The organism is Amycolatopsis decaplanina DSM 44594, from assembly GCF_000342005.1.
Classification (GTDB): domain Bacteria; phylum Actinomycetota; class Actinomycetes; order Mycobacteriales; family Pseudonocardiaceae; genus Amycolatopsis; species Amycolatopsis decaplanina.
On sequence record NZ_AOHO01000074.1, the window covers coordinates 470,574 to 492,920 of the forward strand.

At 69.4% G+C, this 22,347-nt stretch carries 19 protein-coding genes and 1 pseudogene; 14 read left to right on the forward strand and 6 right to left on the reverse strand.

Features of this window, described 5'->3' with window-relative positions:
• Positions 1-5: 5 nt before the first annotated feature.
• Positions 6-1,244, reverse strand: a complete 1,239-nt coding sequence (locus tag H074_RS32125; RefSeq protein ID WP_007034257.1) for a YncE family protein — start codon at positions 1,242-1,244, stop codon at positions 6-8.
• A gap of 144 nt (positions 1,245-1,388) precedes the next feature.
• Here H074_RS32125 and H074_RS32130 point away from each other — a divergent pair, with 144 nt between their 5' ends.
• Both H074_RS32130 and H074_RS32135 read left to right on the forward strand, forming a co-directional pair.
• Positions 1,389-2,534, forward strand: coding sequence for an RsbRD N-terminal domain-containing protein (locus H074_RS32130; protein ID WP_007034258.1), 1,146 nt, complete (start codon positions 1,389-1,391; stop codon positions 2,532-2,534).
• A 61-nt stretch (positions 2,535-2,595) separates the two neighbouring features.
• Positions 2,596-4,269 carry an alkaline phosphatase family protein gene (locus tag H074_RS32135; protein ID WP_007034259.1) on the forward strand — a complete coding sequence of 558 codons (1,674 nt, stop codon included), beginning with the start codon at positions 2,596-2,598 and terminating at the stop codon, positions 4,267-4,269.
• Between the two features lie 16 nt (positions 4,270-4,285).
• Here H074_RS32135 and H074_RS32140 read toward each other — a convergent pair whose 3' ends face one another.
• Positions 4,286-5,248, reverse strand: coding sequence for a helix-turn-helix transcriptional regulator (locus tag H074_RS32140; RefSeq protein ID WP_039923771.1), 963 nt, complete (start codon positions 5,246-5,248; stop codon positions 4,286-4,288).
• 61 nt (positions 5,249-5,309) lie between these two features.
• Here H074_RS32140 and H074_RS32145 point away from each other — a divergent pair, with 61 nt between their 5' ends.
• Positions 5,310-6,467 carry an epoxide hydrolase family protein gene (locus H074_RS32145; RefSeq protein ID WP_007034261.1) on the forward strand — a complete coding sequence of 386 codons (1,158 nt, stop codon included), beginning with the start codon at positions 5,310-5,312 and terminating at the stop codon, positions 6,465-6,467.
• A gap of 71 nt (positions 6,468-6,538) precedes the next feature.
• Here H074_RS32145 and H074_RS32150 read toward each other — a convergent pair whose 3' ends face one another.
• The gene (locus tag H074_RS32150; RefSeq protein WP_007034262.1) at positions 6,539-6,898 is read right to left on the reverse strand and encodes an arsenate reductase family protein; all 360 of its coding nucleotides are present in this window, start codon (positions 6,896-6,898) and stop codon (positions 6,539-6,541) included.
• Positions 6,899-6,988: 90 nt separating this feature from the next.
• Here H074_RS32150 and H074_RS32155 point away from each other — a divergent pair, with 90 nt between their 5' ends.
• Entirely contained in the window at positions 6,989-7,558 is a 570-nt protein-coding gene (locus H074_RS32155) for a YdeI/OmpD-associated family protein (RefSeq protein WP_007034263.1), read from the forward strand.
• A 1-nt stretch (position 7,559) separates the two neighbouring features.
• Here H074_RS32155 and H074_RS32160 read toward each other — a convergent pair whose 3' ends face one another.
• Both H074_RS32160 and H074_RS32165 read right to left on the reverse strand, forming a co-directional pair.
• Positions 7,560-8,765, reverse strand: a complete 1,206-nt coding sequence (locus H074_RS32160; protein WP_007034264.1) for a PP2C family protein-serine/threonine phosphatase — start codon at positions 8,763-8,765, stop codon at positions 7,560-7,562.
• Positions 8,766-8,774: 9 nt separating this feature from the next.
• A complete protein-coding gene (locus H074_RS32165) occupies positions 8,775-9,470 on the reverse strand; it encodes a TetR/AcrR family transcriptional regulator (RefSeq protein WP_007034265.1) in 696 nt (231 codons plus the stop codon).
• A gap of 58 nt (positions 9,471-9,528) precedes the next feature.
• Between H074_RS32165 and H074_RS32170 the strand changes: the two genes are divergently transcribed.
• The 9 genes and pseudogenes from H074_RS32170 to H074_RS32210 all read left to right on the forward strand — a co-directional run bounded on the left by H074_RS32170 (position 9,529) and on the right by H074_RS32210 (position 19,542).
• Positions 9,529-10,326, forward strand: coding sequence for a thioesterase family protein (locus tag H074_RS32170; RefSeq protein ID WP_007034266.1), 798 nt, complete (start codon positions 9,529-9,531; stop codon positions 10,324-10,326).
• Between the two features lie 78 nt (positions 10,327-10,404).
• The gene (locus H074_RS32175; RefSeq protein ID WP_007034267.1) at positions 10,405-12,459 is read left to right on the forward strand and encodes an ATP-binding protein; all 2,055 of its coding nucleotides are present in this window, start codon (positions 10,405-10,407) and stop codon (positions 12,457-12,459) included.
• Between the two features lie 118 nt (positions 12,460-12,577).
• Positions 12,578-13,003: a DoxX family protein gene (locus H074_RS32180; protein WP_007034268.1), complete on the forward strand. Its 426-nt coding sequence runs from the start codon at positions 12,578-12,580 to the stop codon at positions 13,001-13,003.
• A 318-nt stretch (positions 13,004-13,321) separates the two neighbouring features.
• Complete coding sequence (locus tag H074_RS32185) at positions 13,322-14,614, forward strand: sugar ABC transporter substrate-binding protein (protein ID WP_007034269.1); 1,293 nt, start codon at positions 13,322-13,324, stop codon at positions 14,612-14,614.
• On the forward strand, positions 14,611-15,597 hold the full coding sequence (locus H074_RS32190; RefSeq protein WP_007034270.1) for a carbohydrate ABC transporter permease: 987 nt from the start codon (positions 14,611-14,613) through the stop codon (positions 15,595-15,597). Before H074_RS32185 ends, H074_RS32190 begins: the two co-directional genes overlap by 4 nt.
• Complete coding sequence (locus H074_RS32195; RefSeq protein ID WP_007034271.1) at positions 15,594-16,424, forward strand: carbohydrate ABC transporter permease; 831 nt, start codon at positions 15,594-15,596, stop codon at positions 16,422-16,424. Before H074_RS32190 ends, H074_RS32195 begins: the two co-directional genes overlap by 4 nt.
• 3 nt (positions 16,425-16,427) lie before the next feature.
• Positions 16,428-17,873, forward strand: a complete 1,446-nt coding sequence (locus H074_RS32200; protein WP_007034272.1) for a glycoside hydrolase family 3 protein — start codon at positions 16,428-16,430, stop codon at positions 17,871-17,873.
• A gap of 226 nt (positions 17,874-18,099) precedes the next feature.
• Positions 18,100-18,321, forward strand: a pseudogene (locus tag H074_RS41760) (GTP-binding protein); the annotation flags it as partial.
• Between the two features lie 255 nt (positions 18,322-18,576).
• Positions 18,577-19,542: an LLM class flavin-dependent oxidoreductase gene (locus tag H074_RS32210; protein WP_007034273.1), complete on the forward strand. Its 966-nt coding sequence runs from the start codon at positions 18,577-18,579 to the stop codon at positions 19,540-19,542.
• 44 nt (positions 19,543-19,586) lie between these two features.
• Here the strand turns inward: H074_RS32210 and H074_RS32215 are convergent, their stop codons facing one another.
• On the reverse strand, positions 19,587-20,477 hold the full coding sequence (locus H074_RS32215) for an NAD(P)-dependent oxidoreductase (protein WP_039923854.1): 891 nt from the start codon (positions 20,475-20,477) through the stop codon (positions 19,587-19,589).
• Positions 20,478-20,649: 172 nt separating this feature from the next.
• Here H074_RS32215 and H074_RS32220 point away from each other — a divergent pair, with 172 nt between their 5' ends.
• The gene (locus tag H074_RS32220) at positions 20,650-22,320 is read left to right on the forward strand and encodes a M14 family zinc carboxypeptidase (RefSeq protein ID WP_007034275.1); all 1,671 of its coding nucleotides are present in this window, start codon (positions 20,650-20,652) and stop codon (positions 22,318-22,320) included.
• Positions 22,321-22,347 lie beyond the last annotated feature (27 nt).

Consider the following 22,347-nt stretch of genomic DNA (forward strand, 5'->3'; position numbering starts at 1 on the left):
GCAGACTACCGGCCCGCGGGCCCCGTCCAGCCTTCGGGCACGTGGCCGATCCGGATCCGCTGCGGGTGATCGCCGACCGGGACGGACTTCACCTTCGCGCCGGTCGCGAAGTCGATCGCGGTCACCTGGTCCGATCCGCTTTCCGAGATGACGCAATGCTTTCCGTCCCCGCTCACGGTCGCCCAGTACGGCTTCGCGGCGTTCACGAGCTGAGCCTCCCGCAGACTCGCACGGTCCACAATGGTCGCGTAGTCGTCCATCGTCCCGGCGACGCAGAGCTTGTCGCCCGCCGGGCTCATCGAAAGCCCGTGGTGACGCGAGTCGTTGACCCAGGTCGTGCGGTCCTCGCTGGTGTCCGGGTTCTTCGGCAGCGTCTTCGACCGCGTGATCCGGTCGGTGGCGACGTCGTATTCGAGGAGGCCGTTGAAGAAGGACACCTGGAAGTACAGCTTCGACTCGTCGGGGGTGAAGGCCACCGGCCGGACGGCGTCGGAGAGATCGCTGCGCCCGAAAGCGTCCAGGCGCTCGCGCATGTCGATCACCTTCACCTGCTTGAAGGTGGTCGCGTCGACGACGGTGAGCCGCCGGTCTCCCTTGGTGAAGTCCTGCCACGGCGCGTCGAGCGCGGTGTTCACCTCGCCGATCGAACTGTTCCACAGGTACCGGCCGCCGTCGGTGTAGGTGTTCTCGTGCGGTTTGTCGCCGGTCTTGAAGGAGCCGAGCTGCTGTCCGGTCTCGATGTCGAGCACGTGGACGGTGTTCGACGTCGACGCGGAGACCGCGATGCTGCGGCCGTCCGGCGATACGGCCATGTGGTCGGACCGGAAACCCGACACCGGGAACCGCCAGTTGACGCCGCCGGTGGCGAGGTCGATCGACACGACGTCGGCGAAGCTCGGACGGGACGCGACGACCGAACGGCCGTCCGGAGTCGTGTAGAGATCGTCGACGAGCTGGTCGTGTCCCTCGCCGACGCCGTTGCGGATACCGAGGAAGAACGCGAGTTTGATCGGGTTCAGGTAGATCTCGGTGAGCCGCTCGTCCTTGTCCGGCACCATGTCGACGCGCGCGATCTTCGCGTAGTCGCCGGAGGGCGCGATGACGTCCGCGGTCCCCTCCCAGTTGTTGCCCACGAACAGGACCTGCCGAAGGCCGTCGCCCGCCGCGGCGGCGGGCACCGAGCTCAGTGCCGCGAAGGCGAGGCAGGTCACGAGGACGGTGTTCAGCGACCGGCGTTTCCGCATCACGCGCACCTTTCGGCGAGGGCCTGTTACCTTTCGGTAGCTCACAGGAAACCAACCGGCCGGACACCCTCGGTAGGGGCCGGTCGCCAAGGACCGCCGGCTTCGTTGTGCACCGGGCACAATCCGCGCGGGAAGGCGGTGGCGATGGCGCACCGGTCGCTCCACGACGTGCTGCGGGAAATGGCGGCCGACGCCGACGTGGTCGACGAAGTGGTCCGGGCCGCCCGCACGGAGTCGCCGGAAGTGGCGCGGTTGCCGGTGAGCGAGAACCGGCGGCACGTCGCGATCGTCCTCGCCGCCGGACTCGCCTCCTTCGACCGGCCGGGCGGGGCCGGGGAGCAGGACTACGCCGCGGCCGCCGTCCTCGGCACGGACAGGGCCGCGCAGGGCGTGCCGCTCGCCGCGCTGCTGCGCGGGGTGCAGGCGGGTCGCAGCCGAGCGGTCGAGATCGCCGTCGAACGCGGCAAGGCGGCCGGTGTGCCGGACGACGTCATGCTGGCGGCGCTGGTCGACTTCGACCGGAACACCCGCGCGCTCGAACGCCAGGTCATCGCCGGATATCACGAAGCCGAACTCGAACTCTCCCGGACGGTCCACGACAGCCGCGCCCGGTTACTGCGGCGGTTGCTGGGCGGCGACACGACGGCGCCTTCGGCCGAGGAGGTCGCGAACACCGGGCTGAACCCGGGCGGGCGCTATCACTGCCTGCTCTCCGACGTCGGCGATCCGTACCAGGCTCGGGTCGTCGAGCGACGGCTCGGCGCGACGGGTGGCGTCTTCGGCCTCGTCGAGGGACGGCTGGCCGGGCTGGCGCCGCGGCTTCCCACCCCGTCCGCGCTCGGGGACGACGTCCTCATGGTGGCCTCTCCGGCCGTCCCGCTCACCGAGGTCCGCGGGACGCACGCCCTGTGCGTCATGGCTCTGCCGACGGCCGCGCGAGAGCGGGGAAACGGACTGCACGAGGTGGCCGATTTGGCCGTGGAGACCGCGCTCGCCGCCCAGCCGGGGCTCGCCACGTTGCTCGGCGACACCCTGCTGAGCGAGCTGACCCCAGGCGACCCCTTCCACGAGCAACTCGTCTCGACCGCGCTGGCCTACCTCGACCACGGGCGGCGGCTCGACCAGACGGCCGCGGCGCTGCACGTCCACGCGAACACCGTCAGGTACCGGCTCTCCAGGCTCGGCGAGATCACCGGAACGTCGCTCGACCCGCCGGAGGACGACGCCGGATCACACGTGCGGCACACCGTCGGCTGGTGGTGGGCGCTGCGCACCTGGCGATCGGGCTGAACCGCCGGGGCCACCCGTCCGTGTAATCCGGTGAAGGCTGCCCACCCGGAAGGAACCCGCCTTGTCGGTTTTCACGCGCCCCGCACTGGTGGGCCTGCCGGGCGACCGGACGGCCGCCCGCGAAATCGCGTCCAGCGCGGCGACGACCCTGTCCGCCGTCCTCGTGCTGTTCGCCCTGCTCGCGCCGAACGATCTCGACGGGCTGACGCCGGAGGCGTTCGTGCGGCTGCCGGTGGAGGCGCTGCTCGGGGTGGCGGTCGTGCTCATGCTGCGCGACGGCGCCCGGCGGATCGTCGCGGTGTCCGCCGGCGCGGTCCTCGGGCTGCTGACCGTGTTCAAGGCCATCGACATCGGCTTCGGGCTCGCGCTGAACCGGCGATTCAACCCGGTGTTCGACTGGGGTGTGCTCGGCAACGGCGTCGACCTGCTCGGCACGTCGATCGGCCGAGCGGGGGCGATCGCGACGTTCACCGGGCTGACACTGCTGGCCGTGGTCGTGACCGTGCTGATGGCGCTGGCCGTCCTGCGGTTGAGCCGGGTGGTGGCCGGACGGCGCACCGCGTCGACCCGGGTGACGGCCGTGCTCAGCGTGCTCTGGATGGTGTGCGCGGTCTCCGGCGCGCAGCTCGCCCCGGGACAACCGCTCGCGTCGCGCAGCGCGGCCGCCTTTGCCTACGACGACCTCCGCCAGGTGCGGGCCGGTATCAGGGACCAGGAGGCCTTCGCCGGGGAAGTCGCCGTCGACGCCTTCCGTGACACTCCGCCTTCCGGGTTGCTGAACGCGTTGCGCGGCAAGGACGTCCTGTTCACCTTCGTCGAGAGTTACGGGCGAGTGGCCGTCCAGGACTCGGACATCGCGCCCAAGGTCGACGCGGTCCTCGACGCCGGGACCGCGCGGCTGAAGAACGCCGGATACGGCTCGCGCAGCGCGTTCCTGACGTCGCCGACGACGAGCGCGGGAAGCTGGCTGGCGCATTCCACGTTCCAATCCGGGGTCTGGGTCGACAGCCAGCACCGCTACGACGACTTCGTGAAGACCGACCGGTTCACCCTCGGCGGCGCGTTCAAACGGGCGGGCTGGGAGACCGTCGGTGTCGTTCCGGCGCACACCGAGGACTGGCCGGAGGGCAAGGTCTACGGCTACGACCGCTATTACGACTCACGCGGGATCGGCTATCACGGCCCGCCGTTCTCCTATGCCACGATGCCGGACCAGTTCACGCTTTCGGCGTTCCAGCGCGCCGAACGCGGGCTGGGAAGCCAAAAGCGGGACCGCCGGCCGCTGATGGCGGAAATCGACCTCGTCACCAGTCACTGGCCGTGGACTCCGCTCCCCCACATGGTCGACTGGACCGCCGTCGGCGACGGGTCGATCTACAACCCCATGCCCTCGCAGGGGAAAACGCCCGAAGAGGTCTTCACCGACCCGGCCAAGGTTCGCGGCGTGTACGGCGACTCGATCGCTTATTCGCTGAACTCGCTCATCTCGTATGTGGAGACGTACGGGGACGACGACCTCGTGCTCGTGTTCCTCGGCGACCACCAGCCGAACCCGATCGTCGCCGGCGCGGGCGCGGATCACGACGTCCCGATCACCGTCGTCACGCGGGACAAGGCCGTACTCGGCAAGATCGCGGGGTGGAACTGGCGGGACGGCCTGAACCCGGACCGGACCGCGCCGGTCTGGAGGATGGACACGTTCCGGGACCGGTTCCTGACCACCTTCGCCCGGTGACCCCCCGCGCAATTAGTCACCTACTTGCGGTCGCGTCGCGGTACCGGTCGGCCAATGTGCGCAAGTAGGTGACCAATTGCGGGGGTTCGGTGACCCGGAAAGGGAGATTGAGGAGTCCTAAGTGGACGGCCATCGTCTCGATGCTGTCCGCGCCGGTGTGCAGGACGCAGGTGTTCGCGTCGACGGCCTCCACCGTCCCGACGGCCGGGTTGATCCGCGCGGTCACCTCCTCGGCGGACGCGTGCACGGTGACGTCGGCCCGGTATCGCCAAGCGGCGGACGAGACGCCGCGCCGCACCCGGTCCGTGACGTCCTCGGGCAGGTCCCGCGGGGTGAACCGGGGGCCGACCGGGACGCGCGGCGTCAGCCTGTCGACGCGATAAGTGCGCCAGTCGCCGCGGTCGAGGTCCCAGCCGACCAGGTACCAGCGGCGTCCCCAGTTCACCAGGCGATGCGGCTCGACCTTGCGGACGCTCTCCGAACCGTCGTGGCTGCGGTAGCCGAACCGCAGCACCTCGTGATCCCGGCAGCAGGCCGTCAGCACGGTAAGCGTCTTCGCGTCTACGCGCGGGCCGGGCTCGTCTCGCGGCACCGGCACCGTGTACGCCTGCAGGGCGTTCACGCGGCGGCGCAACCGGGACGGGAGCACCTGCTCCAGTTTGGCGAGCGCCCGCAGCGACGTCTCCTCGACGCCCGCGATGGTGCCGCCCGCCGCGGTGCGGAGTCCTATCGCGACGGCGACGGCCTCCTCGTCGTCCAGCAGCAACGGCGGCAGGTCGGCGCCCGCGCCGAGACGGTAGCCGCCGACGGAACCGCGGGTCGCGTTCACCGGGTACCCGAGCGCGCGCAGGCGCTCGACGTCGTTGCGGATCGTCCGGGAGCTCACTTCGAGGCGTTCTGCCAGTTCAGTGCCGGTCCAGTCACGGGGAGTCTGCAAGAGGGAGAGCAAACGGAGTAGTCGTGCCGAAGTTTCCAACATTTCTTCAGGCTGCCCTTCCATTAGGAACGGAATGTTCCTAATGGAAGTTTACCTTGGTCTCATGAACGAGAACACAGAGATCAGACCCTTCCGCGTCGACATCCCTCAGTCCGAACTGGACGACCTGGCCGGCCGCCTGGCCCGTGTCCGCTGGGCGAACGAACTGCCCGCCGACCAGGTGACCGACGGGGTGCAGCGCGGACCGGTCACGCCGGGCTGGGAGTACGGCGTGCCCCTCGAGTACGTGCAGCGCCTGGTCGCCTACTGGCGCGAAGGCTACGACTGGCGGAAGTGGGAGGCGAAGCTCAACGAGTACCCGCAGTTCACCACGGAGATCGACGGGCAGAACATCCACTTCCTGCACGTCCGCTCGCCGGAACCGGACGCGACGCCGCTGATCCTCACGCACGGCTGGCCGAACTCGGTCTTCGAATACCTCGACCTGATCGACCGGCTGACCGACCCGCGTGCCCACGGCGGGGATCCCGCGGACGCCTTCCACGTCGTCATCCCGTCACTGCCCGGATTCGGCTTCTCCGGCGCCACCCGTGAGAAGGGCTGGAACCGGTACCGCACGGCTCAGGCTTGGGCCGAGCTGATGCGCCGTCTCGGCTACGAGCGCTACGGCACGCACGGGAACGACGCCGGTTCGTTCGTCGCCCCCGAAGTCGGCCGCGTCGACGCCGAGCACGTGATCGGCGTGCACGTCACGCAGCTGTTCTCCTTCCCCAGCGGCGACCCGGCGGAGTTCGAGGGCATGACCGAGAAGGAACTGGAGTACATGCAGTTCCTCCAGTCCTTCAACGACGACATGTCCGGCTACGCGAAACTCCAGGAGAGCGCGCCGCAGAACCTCGCGCACGCGCTGGCCGACTCGCCGACCGGGCAGCTGGCCTGGAGCGCGCAGCTGCTGTCGGGCACGAGCGACGACCACGTGCTCACCAACGCCACCCTGTACTGGCTTACCAACACCGCGGCCTCGGCTGCGCGGTTCTACTACGAGGACAAGCACACCGAGCACCCGGCCGAGCCGACGACCGCGCCCACCGGGCTGGCGAGTTTCGCCTACGACTTCCGGCCGCTGCGGCGCTTCGCCGAGCGGGACCACGCGAACATCGTTTCGTGGCGGGAATTCGACCGCGGCAGCCACTGGGCGACGCAGGACGCGCCGGATCTGCTGCTGGGGGACATCCGGGACTTCTTCCGCAAGCTGGCGTGACCCCTCGTGAGTGGTAAGGACGGTTCTAACCGTCCTTACCACTCACGAGGCCCGACGCCTGACCGCCGCCTTCAGCCTGGCAGCACCGACCGCACGGCCTCCGGGGTCCGCGCGACCACGGTCGTGCCGTCGTCGGCGGTGATGATCGGCCGCTGGATCAGCTTCGGATGCGTGACCAGTGCCTCGATCCACCGGTCCCGGTCGGCGGGCGTGCGCCCCCACGTCTTGAGCTCGAGTTCCTTCGCGACCGCCTCGGTGGTGCGGGTGATGTCCCACGGCTCGAGTCCGAGCCGCTTGAGGACGGCTTTCAGTTCCTTCGCCGTCGGCGGCTCTTCCAAGTACTTCCGCACGGTGTACTCGGCCCCCGCCTCGTCCAGCATCGACACCGCAGACCGGCATTTGGAGCACGCCGGGTTCACCCAGATCTCCATCCGGGACCGCCTCTCTTCGAAAAGTGCTCACTCGGTGAGCGCTTTGCTTCCGATGATGGTCACAGACGTTACGACGGAAGGAACCCGGTCATGGACGAGACCATCTTCAGCGCCGCCTCACCCGCCGAGTGGCGCGCTTGGCTGACCGAGAACGCCGAGACCGAGAAGGCGGTCTGGCTGGTCATCCGGCACAAGGACAGCGGCGTCCCCAGCGTCCGTATCGAAGAGGCGATGGAGCAGGCCCTGTGCTTCGGCTGGATCGACGGGCTGCACCGCAAGCACGACGCCACCGCTTCCCGGCTGCGGTTCGCCCCGCGCGGCCCCCGGAGTTCGTGGAGCCGGGTCAACCGCGAGCGGGCGGCCCGCCTGATCGCCGAGGGACGGATGACCGAGCGCGGGCAGGCGATGATCGACCTCGCCAAGGAGAAGGGCCGCTGGCAGGTCGTGCCGGACGACGACGGCCTCCCCGAAGACCTGCGTGCCCGGCTCGACGTCGACGAGGCCGCCCGCGACCATTTCGAGAAGTTCCCGCCGTCATCGAAAAGGCTGATCCTGGAATGGATCCTGACGGCGAAGAAGCCGGAAACCCGGGAGCGGCGGATCGCCAGGACCGTTGAGCTCGCGGCCGTGAACCTCCGCGCCAATCACCCGGTCCGGTGACTCAGTTCTGTTCGCACCGGGCCACGAGGAGGGCGATGTCGTCCTGCGCCGGCGTGTTGCCGACGAGCGCGGCCATCACCCGCGCGCACACCACTGAAGGCTGGTCGGCGGTGACCACCTCGGCGAGCCGCTGCAAGCCGACGTCGATCAGCTGGTTCCGGCGCTCCACGAGACCGTCGGTGTAGAAGGCGAGCACGCCGCCGGAGGGCAAGTCGACCGTCGTTCTTCGACGCCCCGGACCCGCGACCCCGATGGGCGGATCGACCGGGGCGGGGACGAACGCCGACGGCCCGCCGGGCGCCGCGAGCACCGGCGGCAGATGCCCGGCCAGCGAGATCGCCATGCTGTCCCGCGAAGCCGTCACCAACCCGTATACGACGGTGGCCAGTGTCCCCGGTTCGAAATGCCGGACCTTCCGGTCCAGTTTGGACAGCACCTCCGCCGGGTCGTCCGATTCGAGCGCGTAGGCGCGAAGCACGCTGCGGAGCCTTCCCATGATCACGGCGGCGTTGAGGCCGTGCCCGGCGACGTCTCCCATCACGATGCCGAGCCGGTCACCCGGCAGCGGGAACAGGTCGTACCAGTCCCCGCCGACCCCGGGTTCGGTGCCCGGCACGTACCGCGCGGAGAACCGCATTCCGGGAACGGCGGGCAGCCCCGCGGGCACCAGGCTCCGCTGCAGCGCCGCCGCGGCCGCACGATCGGTCGACGAGAGTTCGATCTGCGCCGCCAGCGCGAGCCGCGCGGCCACCAGCCGCAGCAGTTCGATGTCGGTCTCGGAGAATTCCCGCGTCGTCAGCGACCCGACGTGCAGGACACCGATCAGCTCGTCCCCCGCGAGCATCGGCACGCCGAGCAGCGTGCGCAGCCCCCGTTCCCACAGGAGCGGGTTCACCACCGTGGTCTCGTCCACATGGTCGATGATCACCGGACGGCGATGCGCGGCCACTCGTCCCGCGAAGCCGGCCCCGACGGGAACCCGGACGTCCTGGTAGACCTCTTCCTCGATCCCGGACGCGGCGATCGCCTGCAGCTGCTGGGCCGACGGGTCGTGCCGCAGCACCGTGGCCGTGTCGACACCGAGAACCTCGCGCACGCGCGCGAGGATCGTGGCCATCACCTTGTCCTGACCGAGGTGGCCCAGCGCCGTGTCGGTGATGGCTTCGAGCACCTGGAGCCGATCGTCGGCCTTCGGGGTCTCGGGCATGCGCAGAGCCTAGCCAGTCCGCTCGGCGGACACCGCCCAGCCCGCCGCCAGTCCGTCGAGGTCCTCCGCCAGTGCCGCACTCGGCGGAATCGCGTCCCGCGGGACGCGGCAGGCGAGCGCCGTGCCGAGCCCGGCCATCCGGATGACGGTGTCGATCAGCGCTTCCGGCTCCTCCGGCCAGTCGAATCCCGGCTGGGCGATCAGGAGGCTCACGCAGCCGTGCATCGCCGACCAGAGGCCCATCGCGAGGACTTCCGGTTCGCCGCGCAGGATCCCGGCCCGCACGCACTCGGCGGTCGCGTCGGCGAGATACCGGAAGCAGGCGACCGCCCCGGGAGACGAGCCGCCGGAGGGACGCATCAGGAGCACCCGGTACTGCACCGGATGGTCGAGGGCGAACCGGGCGTACACCCGTGCGCAGCGGCTGAGCGCGCGCATCGGATCGGTGATCTCGACGGCGCGATCGCGCATCCGGCGCGCGAGTTCGTCCCACACCCGCAGGCAGACCGCCTCCAGCAAGGCATCGCGACTCGGGAAATGCGAGTAGACCGACGGCGTGGAGACGCCGGTCCGGCGCGCGACGGCGCGCAGCGTCAGTGCCTCGTCTGTGCCCGCCTCGCCGAGCAGGGCGTCGGCGGCGCACAGGATCTCGCCTCGCAGCTTCTCCCCTTCGCCCGGCCGCGCCTTCGTCCGCTTCGAGCCCATGCCGTGATGCTGCCAGCATTGACTTGACACCGTCAACTTGACGATGTCAGCTTGAGGCATGGCGCACTTCCAGACCGCGACCGCCCTGGTCCGCCGGGGCGACGGCACGGTATTCGACACCGAACTCGATCCACAGTGGACGATCGGGACGAAGCTGCACGGCGGCTACCTCCTCGCCGTGCTCGCCAAGGCCGCCGCCGAGGTCTCCTCGCATCCGCATCTGACCGCGATCAGCGGCTCGTTCTCGGTGGCCCCGGAACCCGGCCCCGCGGTCGTCGAGGTCGAGGTGCTGCGCGAAGGCCGCGGCCTCACCCAGTTGCGCGCGCGGCTGAGCCAGCACGGCACGCCCTGCACCGAAGCCTTGATCACGCAGGGCGTCCTGAGTGACGGCGACGCGTGGTGGTCCGGAGTGGACCCGGTCGAGATCCCACCGGAACAGGACTGCCTGCCCGTGCCCGCCGACGGCGGCGGCGGATTCCGGCTCGGCCTGATGGACGTCGTCGAGCAGCGGATCGACCCGGCCGCGGCGGGCTTCGCGGTGGGACAGCCGTCCCGGAAAGGCGTCATCTCGTCCTGGCTGCGGCTCGCCGACGGCACCGACTGGGACCCGGTGAGCCTGCTCGTGGCACTCGACCCGGTGCCGCCGATCTCCTACGACCTCGGCATCGCGGGCTGGGCGCCGACCGTCCAGTTCACCGCGTACCTGCGCGGGATCCCGGCGCCGGGACCGGTGCGGGTGCGGATGCGGGTGGGCGAGATCGGCGGCGACCGGATGGACGAGGTCGCGGAGCTTTGGGACGAAAAGAACAGGTTGATCGGGCAAGCGACTCAAATCGCCGCCGTGCGCGTCCCCTGAACCACCCGAAAGCAGGGCGATGAAGCGACTCCGGGAGTTAAGATCCGGCGTCGACGTCATTGTTCTGGGGGCAGGACCATGGAAGTGGAACCACGCCGCGCGGACGCGGACGGCTCCGACTCCGGCGGTGCCGAGATCACCCGCCTCTGCCGGACCCTGGTGCCGCTGGCGGCCGCCGGCAAGTACGCCGAGGCCGCGGCGACTTATCGGTGGGTGACCAGGGCCTCGTCCGGAGCGCCGCCCCGCTACGGCGATCACGCACTGCGGCTGGAGTTCTGCGCCCTCACCGGCAACGAGCACACCGGCCTCGATCTTCTGTCGCTTTTGGACGGTGTGGGTGACCATTCGGACGCCGTCGGCAGACTCGAGTTCTTCGCCTCGGCGGCGCTGCTCACCCGCCGGTTGACGGAAACCGGATACGGCGAGATCCCGTTCATCCTCAACGGCCCGTACGACGGTGTTTCCCTGAGCCGGCTGCACCAGCGGATGCGGGCGGCGGCGTTCGTCGAAGCCGAGGAACTCGACGGACCCGAGCGCACCGGCTACTTCACCGTCCACGCCGAACGGAAAATGGCCGCGAAACCGGTCGCGGGATTCGTGCCGCTCCTGCCTTCCGCGCTCCCCCGCGTCCCGATCCTCCCCCCGCCGGGACTGTCCGCGGAGGAACTCGTCATCCGGGCGGAAATCCACAATCACCGATGCGAACCGGAGGAGGCGCGCGCCTGTCTCGCCGCGATCGAGACCGTCCCGGACGGGATCGCCCCTCGGCTGACCGAACTGCGCGCGATCTTCTTCCAGGGCGGCGACACCGAGGAACGGCTGCGCCAGGCGGCCGCCGGATTCCGGCGCCGGAACGACGAAATCCGGTTCCTGCTCAATCAGTGCTGGCTCGGCCTGTGGCTCGTCTTCGACGATCAGGCCGAGACCGGGGTCGCGCTGACGACGGTGGCCGCGGCGCGGTTGCGCGCCGGGACGGACGACCGCGCCGCCTGCTGGGGCGAGTACTGGCTGGCGCACGTACTTTCCGGGCAGGGCCGTACCGCCGAGGCGTACGAGGCCTTGCGACGGGGTGCCGAGCGGGCTCGCGAAGCGGGCGATCCCTTGCTCCACGGGACTCTTCTGTGTCTGGAAGCGTCGCTGCGGAACGGCGACGGCGAGGATCCGGTGACCACACTGGAACTCGCACAGGCGGCGACGGACGCCTTCATCGTCGGAAACGTCGGCGAGAAGGCCATCGAAGCCGTCGAACAGGTCCGGATCGCCTATGAGCGCACAGGATCGCTCGACGAATTGGACGTTTTCGTGGAGCACCTGCTGTCGACGCTGCCCGTGGGCGGCCCGGAACGGTTGCGGGGACACCTCCGCCATCTTCGGGCGCTGTCGCTGATCGGCACCGGCCGGTTCGCCGAAGCCGTCGACGACGCCTACGCGTCCCTCGGTGTCGCCGCGTCGAAAGGCAAGGACACCGCGGAACATTGGTACGTCCTCGTCACCGCGCTGCACGGCGCCTGCCGCTACGACGAGGTGCTCGACGTCGCACCCCGCGCCATCGCCCTGCTCGCCGCGTCACCGGACTGGGGCCATCGCTGCCGGTGGATGTACGCCGACAGCTACCGCGCGCTCGGCGAATCTTCGCGTGCCTTCGACGAATACGCCGTCCTCGCCGAAATCCTCCAGGACTCGGGCGACACCGGGCACTCCTACATCTCGGTGAGCATGGCCGCCGCCGAACAACTCGACCTGCTCGGCTACGGCGCGAACGCCGCCGACTTCTACGCGCGGGCCGCCGACGCGGCGTTGGCGATCGGCGGCGGCTACGTGGCCGCCACTTGCCGTAACGCCGCGACGCTTTCCCGGCTGCGGTCCGGCGACCTCGACGCCGCGCTGACCGCGCTCGACGCCGCGGAAACCGCCGTGCACGCCGTGGAAACCGAAACCGCGCCCGCCAGGGAGCATCTCATCGCGCAGCTCGACCATGTCGCCGCCCACGTGCTCAGCGCCGCCGGCCGGGTACGGGAAGCCGCCCGCCGCGCGCTCAGCGCCGCCGAAACGTTCCACCGGATAGGCGAAGCCGAGTCCGCCCGCGACGTCGACCTGTTGCTCGAACGGATACTCCTCGGCGAACAGAAGTGAGGCCTCGACGTCGAGGGCGGTGACACCGCCGAGGGCACGCGGCCGTGAAGGCCCCGGGCCGACCACGCACCCACGCCGCGCCTTGCCACCCATCGCCCCCTGGAGAAGGATCCTCGGCATGTCCGGAGGAGCCAGCGGTACCCGAAGCCTGCCCATCGGCTCGATCGTGCTGTGGGTCGTGCGCGTCGCGCTCGCCGCCGAGTTCCTCTACAGCGGGTACCTGCTGTTCGCGGGCGGCCACACCGAACAGACCTTCGCCGAGATCGGGCTCGGGCAGTGGCTCCGGTACGTCACCGGCGGGCTGGAGGTCGGCGGCGCGATCGGGCTGCTCATCCCTCGTTTCGGCGGGCCGTCGGCGCTGCTGCTGGGCGGTGTCATGGTGGGCGCGAGCGTCACGGAGCTGTTCATCCTCACCGACGGCGGCCCGGTCCTCCCGCTGATCCTGCTGATGATCTCCGCGACGCTCGCGTGGTTCTTGCAGGACCAGACGCGGACGCTGCTCGGCATCGAGCCGCCCGCCGACGACGACGAGGACTACCGCTAGCCAGGCCGCACCCCTGGTCGGCGAACGCGAGGCCGGCTTCCGCCGAACAGCGCAGAGACCTCCCTCCGAATGCCCCGATCACCGGAACAGACAAAGAAAAACCGCATGTCAGCGTGCCTCGCGAGGCACTGACGAGGACGCCGAAATCCGATCATCAGCGTGATCATCCGCTTACTCAAGGTGAAAGATTGCGGCTCGTTTACAACGAACCGGCCACCCGCTTGACAGTCGGAGTGGTACGTACCACGCTGCCCGCATTGGTCTACACCATTTTGTGGGAGCTCGGCATGGTGGCCGGGCATCGAAAGGACGGCACGAGTGAAGCGCTGGCTCAAGATGGCTGCGGGCGCCGCCGCCATCACCCTCGCGACGGCGGGCTGCGCCGGTTCCGGTAGTGGCGACAGCACGAATTCGAGCGCTCCGGCCTCGAACGGCACCCTCACGGTCTGGCTGATGACCGGAACCGCCCCGGAAGCACTGACGAACTCGCTCCACAAGGAATTCGAAGACGCGCACCCCGGCGTCAAGGTCAAGTACGAGATCCAGCAGTGGAACGGCATCCAGCAGAAGCTGACCACCGCGCTGGCCAGTGACAACCCGCCGGACGTGATCGAGCTGGGCAACACCCAGACCCCCGCGTTCGCGAACCAGGGCGTGCTCGCCGACCTCTCGTCGAGCGTCAAGGACTTCAACGGCGACCAGTGGCTGCAGGGCCTCAAGGCTTCGGGCGAGTTCGACGGCAAGACCTACGGCGTCCCGTTCTACGCGGCCAACCGTGAGGTCATCTACCGCAAGGACATGTTCGAGCAGGCGGGCATCACCGCGACGCCGAAGACGCGCGCGGAGTGGCTCGACGCGATCACCAAGCTCAAGGCCAAGTTCGGCAGCGACCCCGAGTTCCAGGCCCTCTACCAGCCGGGCCAGAACTGGTACGAGCTGCTGTCGTTCATCTGGGACGAGGGCGGCGACATCGCGCAGGCCAACGGGAAGTCCTTCAAGGCGACCCTGGACTCCCCGCAGGCCAAGGCCGGGCTCGAGTTCTACAAGCAGCTCACCGACGCTTCGGGCACCAAGGCCCCGAAGGACGCCGACGAGGCCACCCCGCAGCAGGCCGGCATCTACGGCGCGGGCAAGGTCGCGATGATGATCGCTGTCCCGGGCGAGGCCGACACCGCGGCGAAGACCGACCCGTCGATCAAGGAGAAGTCGGGCGCCTTCCCGATCCCGGGCAAGACCGCAGGCAAGTCGGCCCCGGTCTTCCTCGGCGGCTCGAACCTGGTCATCCCGACCAACAGCAAGAACGCGGCCGCGGCCAAGGACTACGTCAAGCTGTTCTCCACCCCGAAGTACCAGACCGAGCTGGCCAAGGCCGGTTACGTGCCCGGTACCTCGACCGACGTGTCCGCGCTCGACGCGAACCCGCTCACCAAGGTCATGGCCGAGGCTTCCAAGAACGGCCGTGCCGTCCCGACCAGCCCCAAGTGGGGTGACGTCGAGTCCGGTCAGAACCCGATCAAGGACATGCTGACCGCCTACCTGACCGGAACGAAGACGCTCGACCAGGCGACCGCCGACGCCAACGCAGCGCTCGACAAGCTCATCGGCGGATGACCACGACGAAAGATGTGACGATGCCGGCGGGGGCCACCCCGCCGGCATCGCCGCGCATCAAACCCCCGAAGTCCAACCGGCGCCTCCGCCTCGGCGAGCGGACGGCGCCGTACCTGCTGATCCTTCCCGCACTGGTCGCGATCCTGGTCCTGTTGGGCTGGCCGACGCTGCAGCTGGTCGGGATCAGCCTCCGCAAGCTCGACCTCCGTGAGCTGGTCTCCGGAGAGATGGTCTGGGTCGGGTTCGAGAACTTCTCCGAGATCCTGTCCGACCCGGAGTTCTGGGAGATCACCGTCCGCACGCTGGTGTTCACCGCGTCGGTCGTGATCCTCACCCTGCTGCTCGCGCTGCTCATGGCGGTGCTGATGCGGCATCTCAACCCGGTGGTCCGGGTGATCCTGCAGGTCGCGCTGATCCTCGCGTGGGCGACCCCGGTGGTCGCGACGACCACGGTCTTCCAGTGGATCTTCGACCAGCAGTACGGCATCTTGAACAAGACGCTCGCGAAACTCGGTTTCGAGAGCTTCATCGGGCACTCCTGGTTCTCCACCGGCCCGAGCACGCTGACCGTCATCGGGGTGCTGGTCGTCTGGCAGGCCGTGCCGTTCGTGGCGTTCACGCTGTACGCCGGGCTTCTCGGCGTCCCGAAGGAGCAGTACGAAGCCGCGGGCATCGACGGCGCGAACGCCTGGCAGGCGTTCTGGGCGGTCAGCTGGCCGGCGATCCGGCCGATCCTGACCATGGTCACGTTCCTGTCGGTGCTGTGGGACTTCAAGTTGTTCGCCCAGGTTTGGGCGATCCGTCAAGGCGGTCCGGACGGCGCCAGCACGACGCTGCCGGTCTACATGTACCTCAAGGGCCTCGCGGGCAACCACTTCGGCCTGGCGGCGACCGCCGCCCTGCTGATGATGCTCGTGCTGATCCTGCTCACCGCCCGGTACGTCCAGCTGCTGGTGCGCACGAAGGAGGCCGACCTGTCATGAGGAAGTCCCTGACCCAGCGGCTCGGCCTCGGCACGCTCGGCGTGGTCGCGGCCCTCCTGTTCGTCTTCCCGACGTACTGGATGTTCACTTCGTCGCTGAAGACACCGGGCCAGGTCCTGTCCCCGGATTACGACCTCGTCCCGCTTTCGGTGACGTTCGACAACTTCGTCTCGGCGCTGACGAAGCCCGGATTCACCACGTACCTGACCAACAGCCTGATCGTCACGCTCGGCGCGGTGCTGTGCTCGCTCGTCGCGGGTGTCCTGGCCGCGGTTCCCCTGTCCCGCATGCGTTTCCGCGGGCGCAAGGGTTTCCTGCTGCTGGTGCTCATCGCTCAGCTGGCGCCGTTCGAAGCGCTGCTGATCCCGATGTACCTGCTGATGCGCGACGCCGGGCTGCTCAACCAGCTGCCTTCGCTGCTGCTGGTGTACTTCGCGGCGACGCTGCCCTTCACGTGCTGGATGCTCTACGGCTTCGTCAACGGCATCCCGTACGACCTCGAAGAGGCCGCGATGATCGACGGCTGCAGCCGCGCGGGCGCCTTCCGCCGGGTGACGCTGCCGTTGCTCGCGCCCGGACTGGTGACCACCTCGGTGTTCAGCTTCATCACCGCGTGGAACGAGTTCCTGTTCGCGTTCGTGTTCATGCGCGACCAGAACAAGCAGACGCTGCCGGTGTGGCTGTCCTCGTTCCGGACGGCGTTCTCCGTGGACTGGGGCGGCATCATGGCGGCGTCGGTCATCTACGCCGTGCCCGCACTGGTGTTCTTCATCATCGTTCAACGCAAGCTCGTGTCCAACCTGACCGCAGGCGCAGTGAAGGGGTAATCCTTGACTTCACCGGAAAAGCTCGCCGCATCCGTTCTCGTATCGGGCTTCGACGGCACCACCGCGCCGGATTGGCTGCGGCGCAGGGTGGCCGACGGCCTCGGCGGCGCGATCCTGTTCGGCCGCAACGTGGTCGATGACGAGCAGGTGGCCGCGCTCAGCGCGCAGCTGCGGGCGGAACGGCCCGACGTGCTCATCGGCATCGACGAGGAGGGCGGTGATGTCACCCGGCTCGACGTCGCCACCGGCTCGTTCGTCCCGGGACCACTCGCACTCGGCGCCGCGGACGACGTCGAGCTGACGACCTCGGTCGCGGCGGCGCTCGGCGAACGGCTCGCCGCGTGCGGGGTCACGATCAACTTCGCCCCGTGCGCGGATCTGACGCTGGCGGCGGAGGATCCCTCGATCGGGGTCCGGGCGTTCGGTTCGGATCCGGTGAAGGCGTCGCCGCATGTCGCGGCGTACATCACCGGCCTGCAGAAGTACGGCGTGGCCGCGTCGGCCAAGCACTTCCCCGGGCACGGGGCGGCGACGGACGATTCGCACCACGCGCTGCCGGTGCTGCCCCGGACCGAGGCGGAACTGCACGAGATCGAACTCGTCCCGTTCAAGGCGGCGATCGCGGCGGGCGTGCGCGCGGTGATGACCGGGCACCTCGTCGTGCCCGCTTGGGGTGATCTGCCCGCGACGCTCAACCCGAAGGCGCTCACCGACGTCCTGCGCGGCGAACTCGGCTTCACCGGCGCGGTGATCACCGACGCGCTCGACATGGGCGCCGTCGCGGGCGAACTCGGCAAGACCGAGGGCGTCGGCCGGGCGTCGGTGCGGGCGCTGATCGCCGGAGCCGACGCGCTCTGCCTCGGCGGTGTGTCGTTCGAAGAGGACGAGCTGAACCAGATCGCGGCGGTCATCGCGGCCGCCGTCGAGTCCGGCGAGCTGCCGCTGGAGCGGCTGGCCGAAGCGTCGGAACGGGTCGCCGCGCTCGGCACACCCCCGGTGTCGACGCCGATCTCGCCGGTGGATCACCGGCTCGGCCTGGAGGCGGCGCGCAAGGCGTTGCGGATCCAGGGTTCGCCGAAGCTGGCCGGGCCGCCGCTGGTGATCGACATCGAGACCGAGCCGATCATCGCGGCGGGGCCGATGCCGTGGGGTCTCGGCTCGCATCTGACCGGACTCGTGCCCGGCACCCGTGCGCTCAAGGTCGGCGCGGAGGGGATCGCGACCGCGATCGAGGCCGTCCACGGCGCTCGCGACATCGTGGTGGTGACGCGCGAAGCGCACCGGCACCCCGAGGTCCGCGAGTTCCTGAGCTGGCTGCGTGAGGCAGGCGTGGACTACATCCGGGTCGAGACCGGCGTGCCGGGGCCGGACACCGGCACCGGCCCGCGGATCGACACGTTCAGCGGGTCCTACGTCAGCCTCCGCGCCGCCGCCGACTACCTGGCCTGACACCCCCAGATCCACCCCTGACGCAATTCGGCACCTGGTTGCGGTACTTGCACACGCAAGGACCGCAAGCAGGTGCCGAATTGCGTAGGGGGTAATTCGGTTGCGGCACCGAAGCGGGGGTGCTGTAGTCGGGAAGATCGGTTCCCGGCCTAGGAGATGATCGCCTTGCGGATGTCCGGGTCCTTCCACCGGGTAATTTCCGCCTACCTCAAGGACAAGACATCTCGTGAAGACCCTCGATCCGGGGATTCCGGCGCATGTTGACGCGCACACCGCCGGGATCATCGGCGGGCTGGGCAGCGTCGATGACGACAGCACGCAGACCGACACGCCGGCGCTGGAACGCGCCCGCGGGATCACCATCAACGCGGCCGTGGTGTCGTTCGCCGTCGGCGACGTCTCCGTCAATCTGATCGACACCCCCTGCCATCCCGATTTCATCCGACAAGAGCATGTCCAGCACCGCGGGCGACTTCCGCGACCTGACGCCGTTGGTGCTGATGGCCGCGCTGCTGGCGCAGGCTCGCGCCGTCCCTCGTACCCTCGGCGCCCCGAGGAGAGGGCCTGATGGAGACCGTCTTCCACGGCTACCGGCCGGTCCGGGGAGCGGCGCCGTCACGGTCGAGAACCGACCACGACCCGTTGGAGCGCAAGGAATATCTGCCACGCGTGCTGCGGCGCGTCTGAGGGAACGGAGAACGTCATGGTTTCACGGCTCGGGGTCAGGATCCCGCGCGAGCTGCCCGCCGCCCGGCTGACCGGCCTCGCACGACGCGCGGAGCAGGAGGGCTTGGACGAGGTCTGGATCGTCGAGGACTGTTTCTACGCGGGCGGGATCGCGACGGCGTCGGCGGTGCTGGCGGCGACCGAGAAGATCACCCTCGGCATCGGCATCATGCCCGCCGTGGCCAGGAACCCGGCCATCGCGGCGATGGAGATCGCGGCGCTGGCGGAGCTGTACCCGGGACGGCTGATCGCCGGGTTCGGGCACGGGGTGCCGAGCTGGATGCGGCAGATCGACGCGTGGCCGAAGTCGGCGCTGGCCGCGTTCGAAGAGACGCTGACGGTGATCCGGCGGCTGCTTGCCGGTGAGCGCGTTTCCTTCGAGGGCAAGCACGTCCGGCTCGACGAGGTCGAACTGGAGTTCCCGCCCGCGCTGCCGCCGAAGCTCATCGCCGGCGTCCGCGGCCCGAAGTCGCTCGCGGCGGCGGGCCGGGTCGCCGACGGGACGCTTCTCGCCGAACCGGCGACCCCGGAGTACGTCCGCGCGACGCGGGACCTCATCGGCGCCGAAAGTCCTTCGATCGCCACCTACAACTGGCTGGCCCTCGACGAAGATCCCGAGCGTGCCCGCGAGCGCGCTCGGTCCGACGTCGCTTCCGCGATCGGGCCGAACTCGGGCCCGGCGCTGGAACCGCTGGACTTCGGCGCCGAATTGCTGGCCGAAGTCGCCGCCGCGAAGGACGACCGGGCAGAACTGGCGCGGCGGCTGCGGCCCGAGTGGATCGACCGGCTGAGCATCAGCGGGCCGCTCGACCGTTGTGCCGAGCAGATCCGCGCGCTGTACGCGGCCGGGACCGAATCCGTCATCCTGCTTCCTCTGCTCGGTGAGCCGGAGGAAGAGTCCTTCGCCGCGGCCGGCCGTATTGCCTCGGCCCTGCGCGGCTGACCCCACCGCGTTCAGAGGACCAATTGCGGTACTTGCGCACGCGACTACCGCAATTGGTCCTCTGAACGCGGACTGGGGCGGGCTTCGAGTGCCTTGACGACGGCGACCATGTCCTCCGCGCCGAAACCGCGCCGCGCGGTCTCGGCGTAGAGGGCACGGGACGCCTCGATCAGCGGCAACTCCAGGCCCGCTTCCCCGGCCGCCGCCGCGATCAACTCGACATTGGCCAGGACGTTCGCGATCGAGGCCTGCGGCGCGAAATCCTCCTCGACCAGTTTGGGCGCCTTGACCCGCAGGATCGGGCTGGCCAGCTGGCCCGCGCCGAGGACATCGGCGAGCAGGCCGAGATCGAGCCCGTGCGCCCGGGCGAAGTGAACGGTCTCGGCGAGCCCGGTCACGACCGCGGTCAGGTGCACGTTGACCGCCAGCTTCATCAGGAGCCCGTTGGGGACCGGCCCGCAGTGCACGGTTTCCCGGCACATCGGTCCGAACAGCTCCCGGATCTCCTCGATCGCGGCGGGGTCACCCGCGAGCATCGCGACCAGCTCACCCGCCTCCGCCGGGATCCGCGAGCCGGAGACCGGCGCCTCCACGTACTTCGCCCCGGCCGCGCGGAGCCCGGCCTCGAGTTCACGGGAATGGCCCGGCGCCGTCGTTCCCATGTGGACGATCGTGCGGCCCGCCACCCTCCCGGCGAACGCCGGCCCTCCACGGTCGAGCACGGCGTCGACCGCCGCCTCGTCCTTGAGCATCAGGATCACGACTTCGCACCGCGCGAAGAGCTCGGCCACGTCTTCGACAGCCTCGGCCACCTGGTCCGCCTTGCCCGGGGTGCGATTCCACACGAGCAACGGGACCCCGGCCCGCGCCAGGTTCAGTGCCATCGGCCCGCCCATGCTGCCCAGCCCGGCGAAACCGACTCGCGAGATGTCCATGACACCCACTGTGCGGTATCGCCGGGGCCGGGAGCGGCCGATGCGACGTTCCTGTCGGAAATCGCGAGGAACAGCCCTTCCGGTCTCCCGAAAGCCGGTCCGTTCCGCCCCTGTCACGGCAGGTGGCGATCCCTAACGTCGTCGGGGTACCGACCACAGAGGGGGACCCCACATGCCCGACACCGAGGCCGCACGGCACTTCGTCACCGTCTCCGTCGACGACCCCGCCGCGCTGCGTCTGCTCGCCCAGCGCGGGCTCGACCTGTTCCCCTCGACCGCGAAGGAGACCGACGGCGGCGCGGCGATCGACGGGTACCTTCGCGACAGCGAGATCACCGCACTCACCGACAGCGGTCATGACGTCCTGGTCCATCCCGACGTCGAGGCCGCGCCGCTGGAGGTCGCGCCGGAACCCGGCGAGCGGACCCTCGCCGTCGGGCCGGAAGCCGCCGTACCACCCGGCTATCAGGCGTCGTACCACTTCGAACGGCTCATCCAGGACATGGCGCAGGCGCTGCCGGACACCCTGTCTCGTGTCCGGTTGCCCGAACCGTCGGTCCAGGGCAAGCCGATCTCCGCGCTGCGCATGCGCGGCGGCACCCGCGCCGACCGGCCGGGCGTGATCCTGATGGCCGGGGCACACGCGCGGGAACTGATGAACCCGGAACTGCTGTACAACTGGATCTTCCGGGTCGCCCACTGCCTGTCTTCGGAGACGGCCGTGAACTATCCGGCCGTCGTCTACCAGCACGGCACGATCAGGATGCTGGTCGACAACCTGGACATCTTCGTCGTCCCCATGGTCAACCCGGACGGCCGGGACATCGTGATGTCCGCGGAACACCTGCGGATGTGGCGCGGAAACAGCAGCGGTGTCGACCTGAACCGCAACTACGACTTCCTTTTCGACAGCGGCATCGGCACCAGCACCGACCCGGCGAGCGAGGTCTACCGCGGGCCGCACGCGTTCTCGGAACCGGAGACCCGCAACATCCGCTGGCTGCTCGACACCTTCCCGCATGTCGTCGCCGTGCTGGACCTGCATTCCTACAGCGAGCTGATCCTCCACCCGTGGGGCGACGACGACAACCAGACCACCGATCCCGCGCAGAACTTCCGGGTGCCGAACCCGGATCGCGGCGTGCCGAACGACGGGCGCTACCGCGAGTACATCCCGGAAGGCGACCTGAACTGGTTCGTCCGCGCGGGAAACCGGATGCGGGACATGATCATGAAACAGCACGGCCGCCCGTACGCGGTCCAGCAGAGCGTCGGGCTGTATCCGACGACGGCGACCATCGACGACTACACGTTCTCCCGGCACTTCGTGAACCCCGGGCTGAAGAAGGTGCGGACGTTCTGCATCGAGACCGGCAAACCGCCGGTCGGCGGCGACGTCCTCGGTGCCTTCCAGCCGCCGTACGAGGACGCCCGCAAGGTGATCGAAGAGGTCGGGCCCGCAGTGGTGGAGTTCCTGCTGGAGATCTACTGCCCGACCGGTCCCGACAGTCTGTTGCTTCAGGAGGCCGATGAGGTCCTCGCCCGGCACATGGGAGCTTCGCGGGAACTGTACGACGGCCTGGTCTCGCACGGGCCGGCCATCCTGCGGGCGTTGGGCGACGATCCGCGAGCGCGGGTGAAGGCGACCATCGCCTTGAAGCGGCTCACGGAGAGCGCTCGGCTGGAACACGATCCGGTGCTCGAAAGCGACGTCGCCGAGAAGCTGGCCGAGGCCGCGACGGCGATCGGCGAGGCTGTCCCGGAAGCCCTGTCGCTGCTGAAGGAGTTCGCCGCGCGCACCGAACGGGCGGCCGGGCAACGGATCAGCGCTGCACTGAGCTAGCGGCCTCGTGAGTGGCAAGGACGGTTA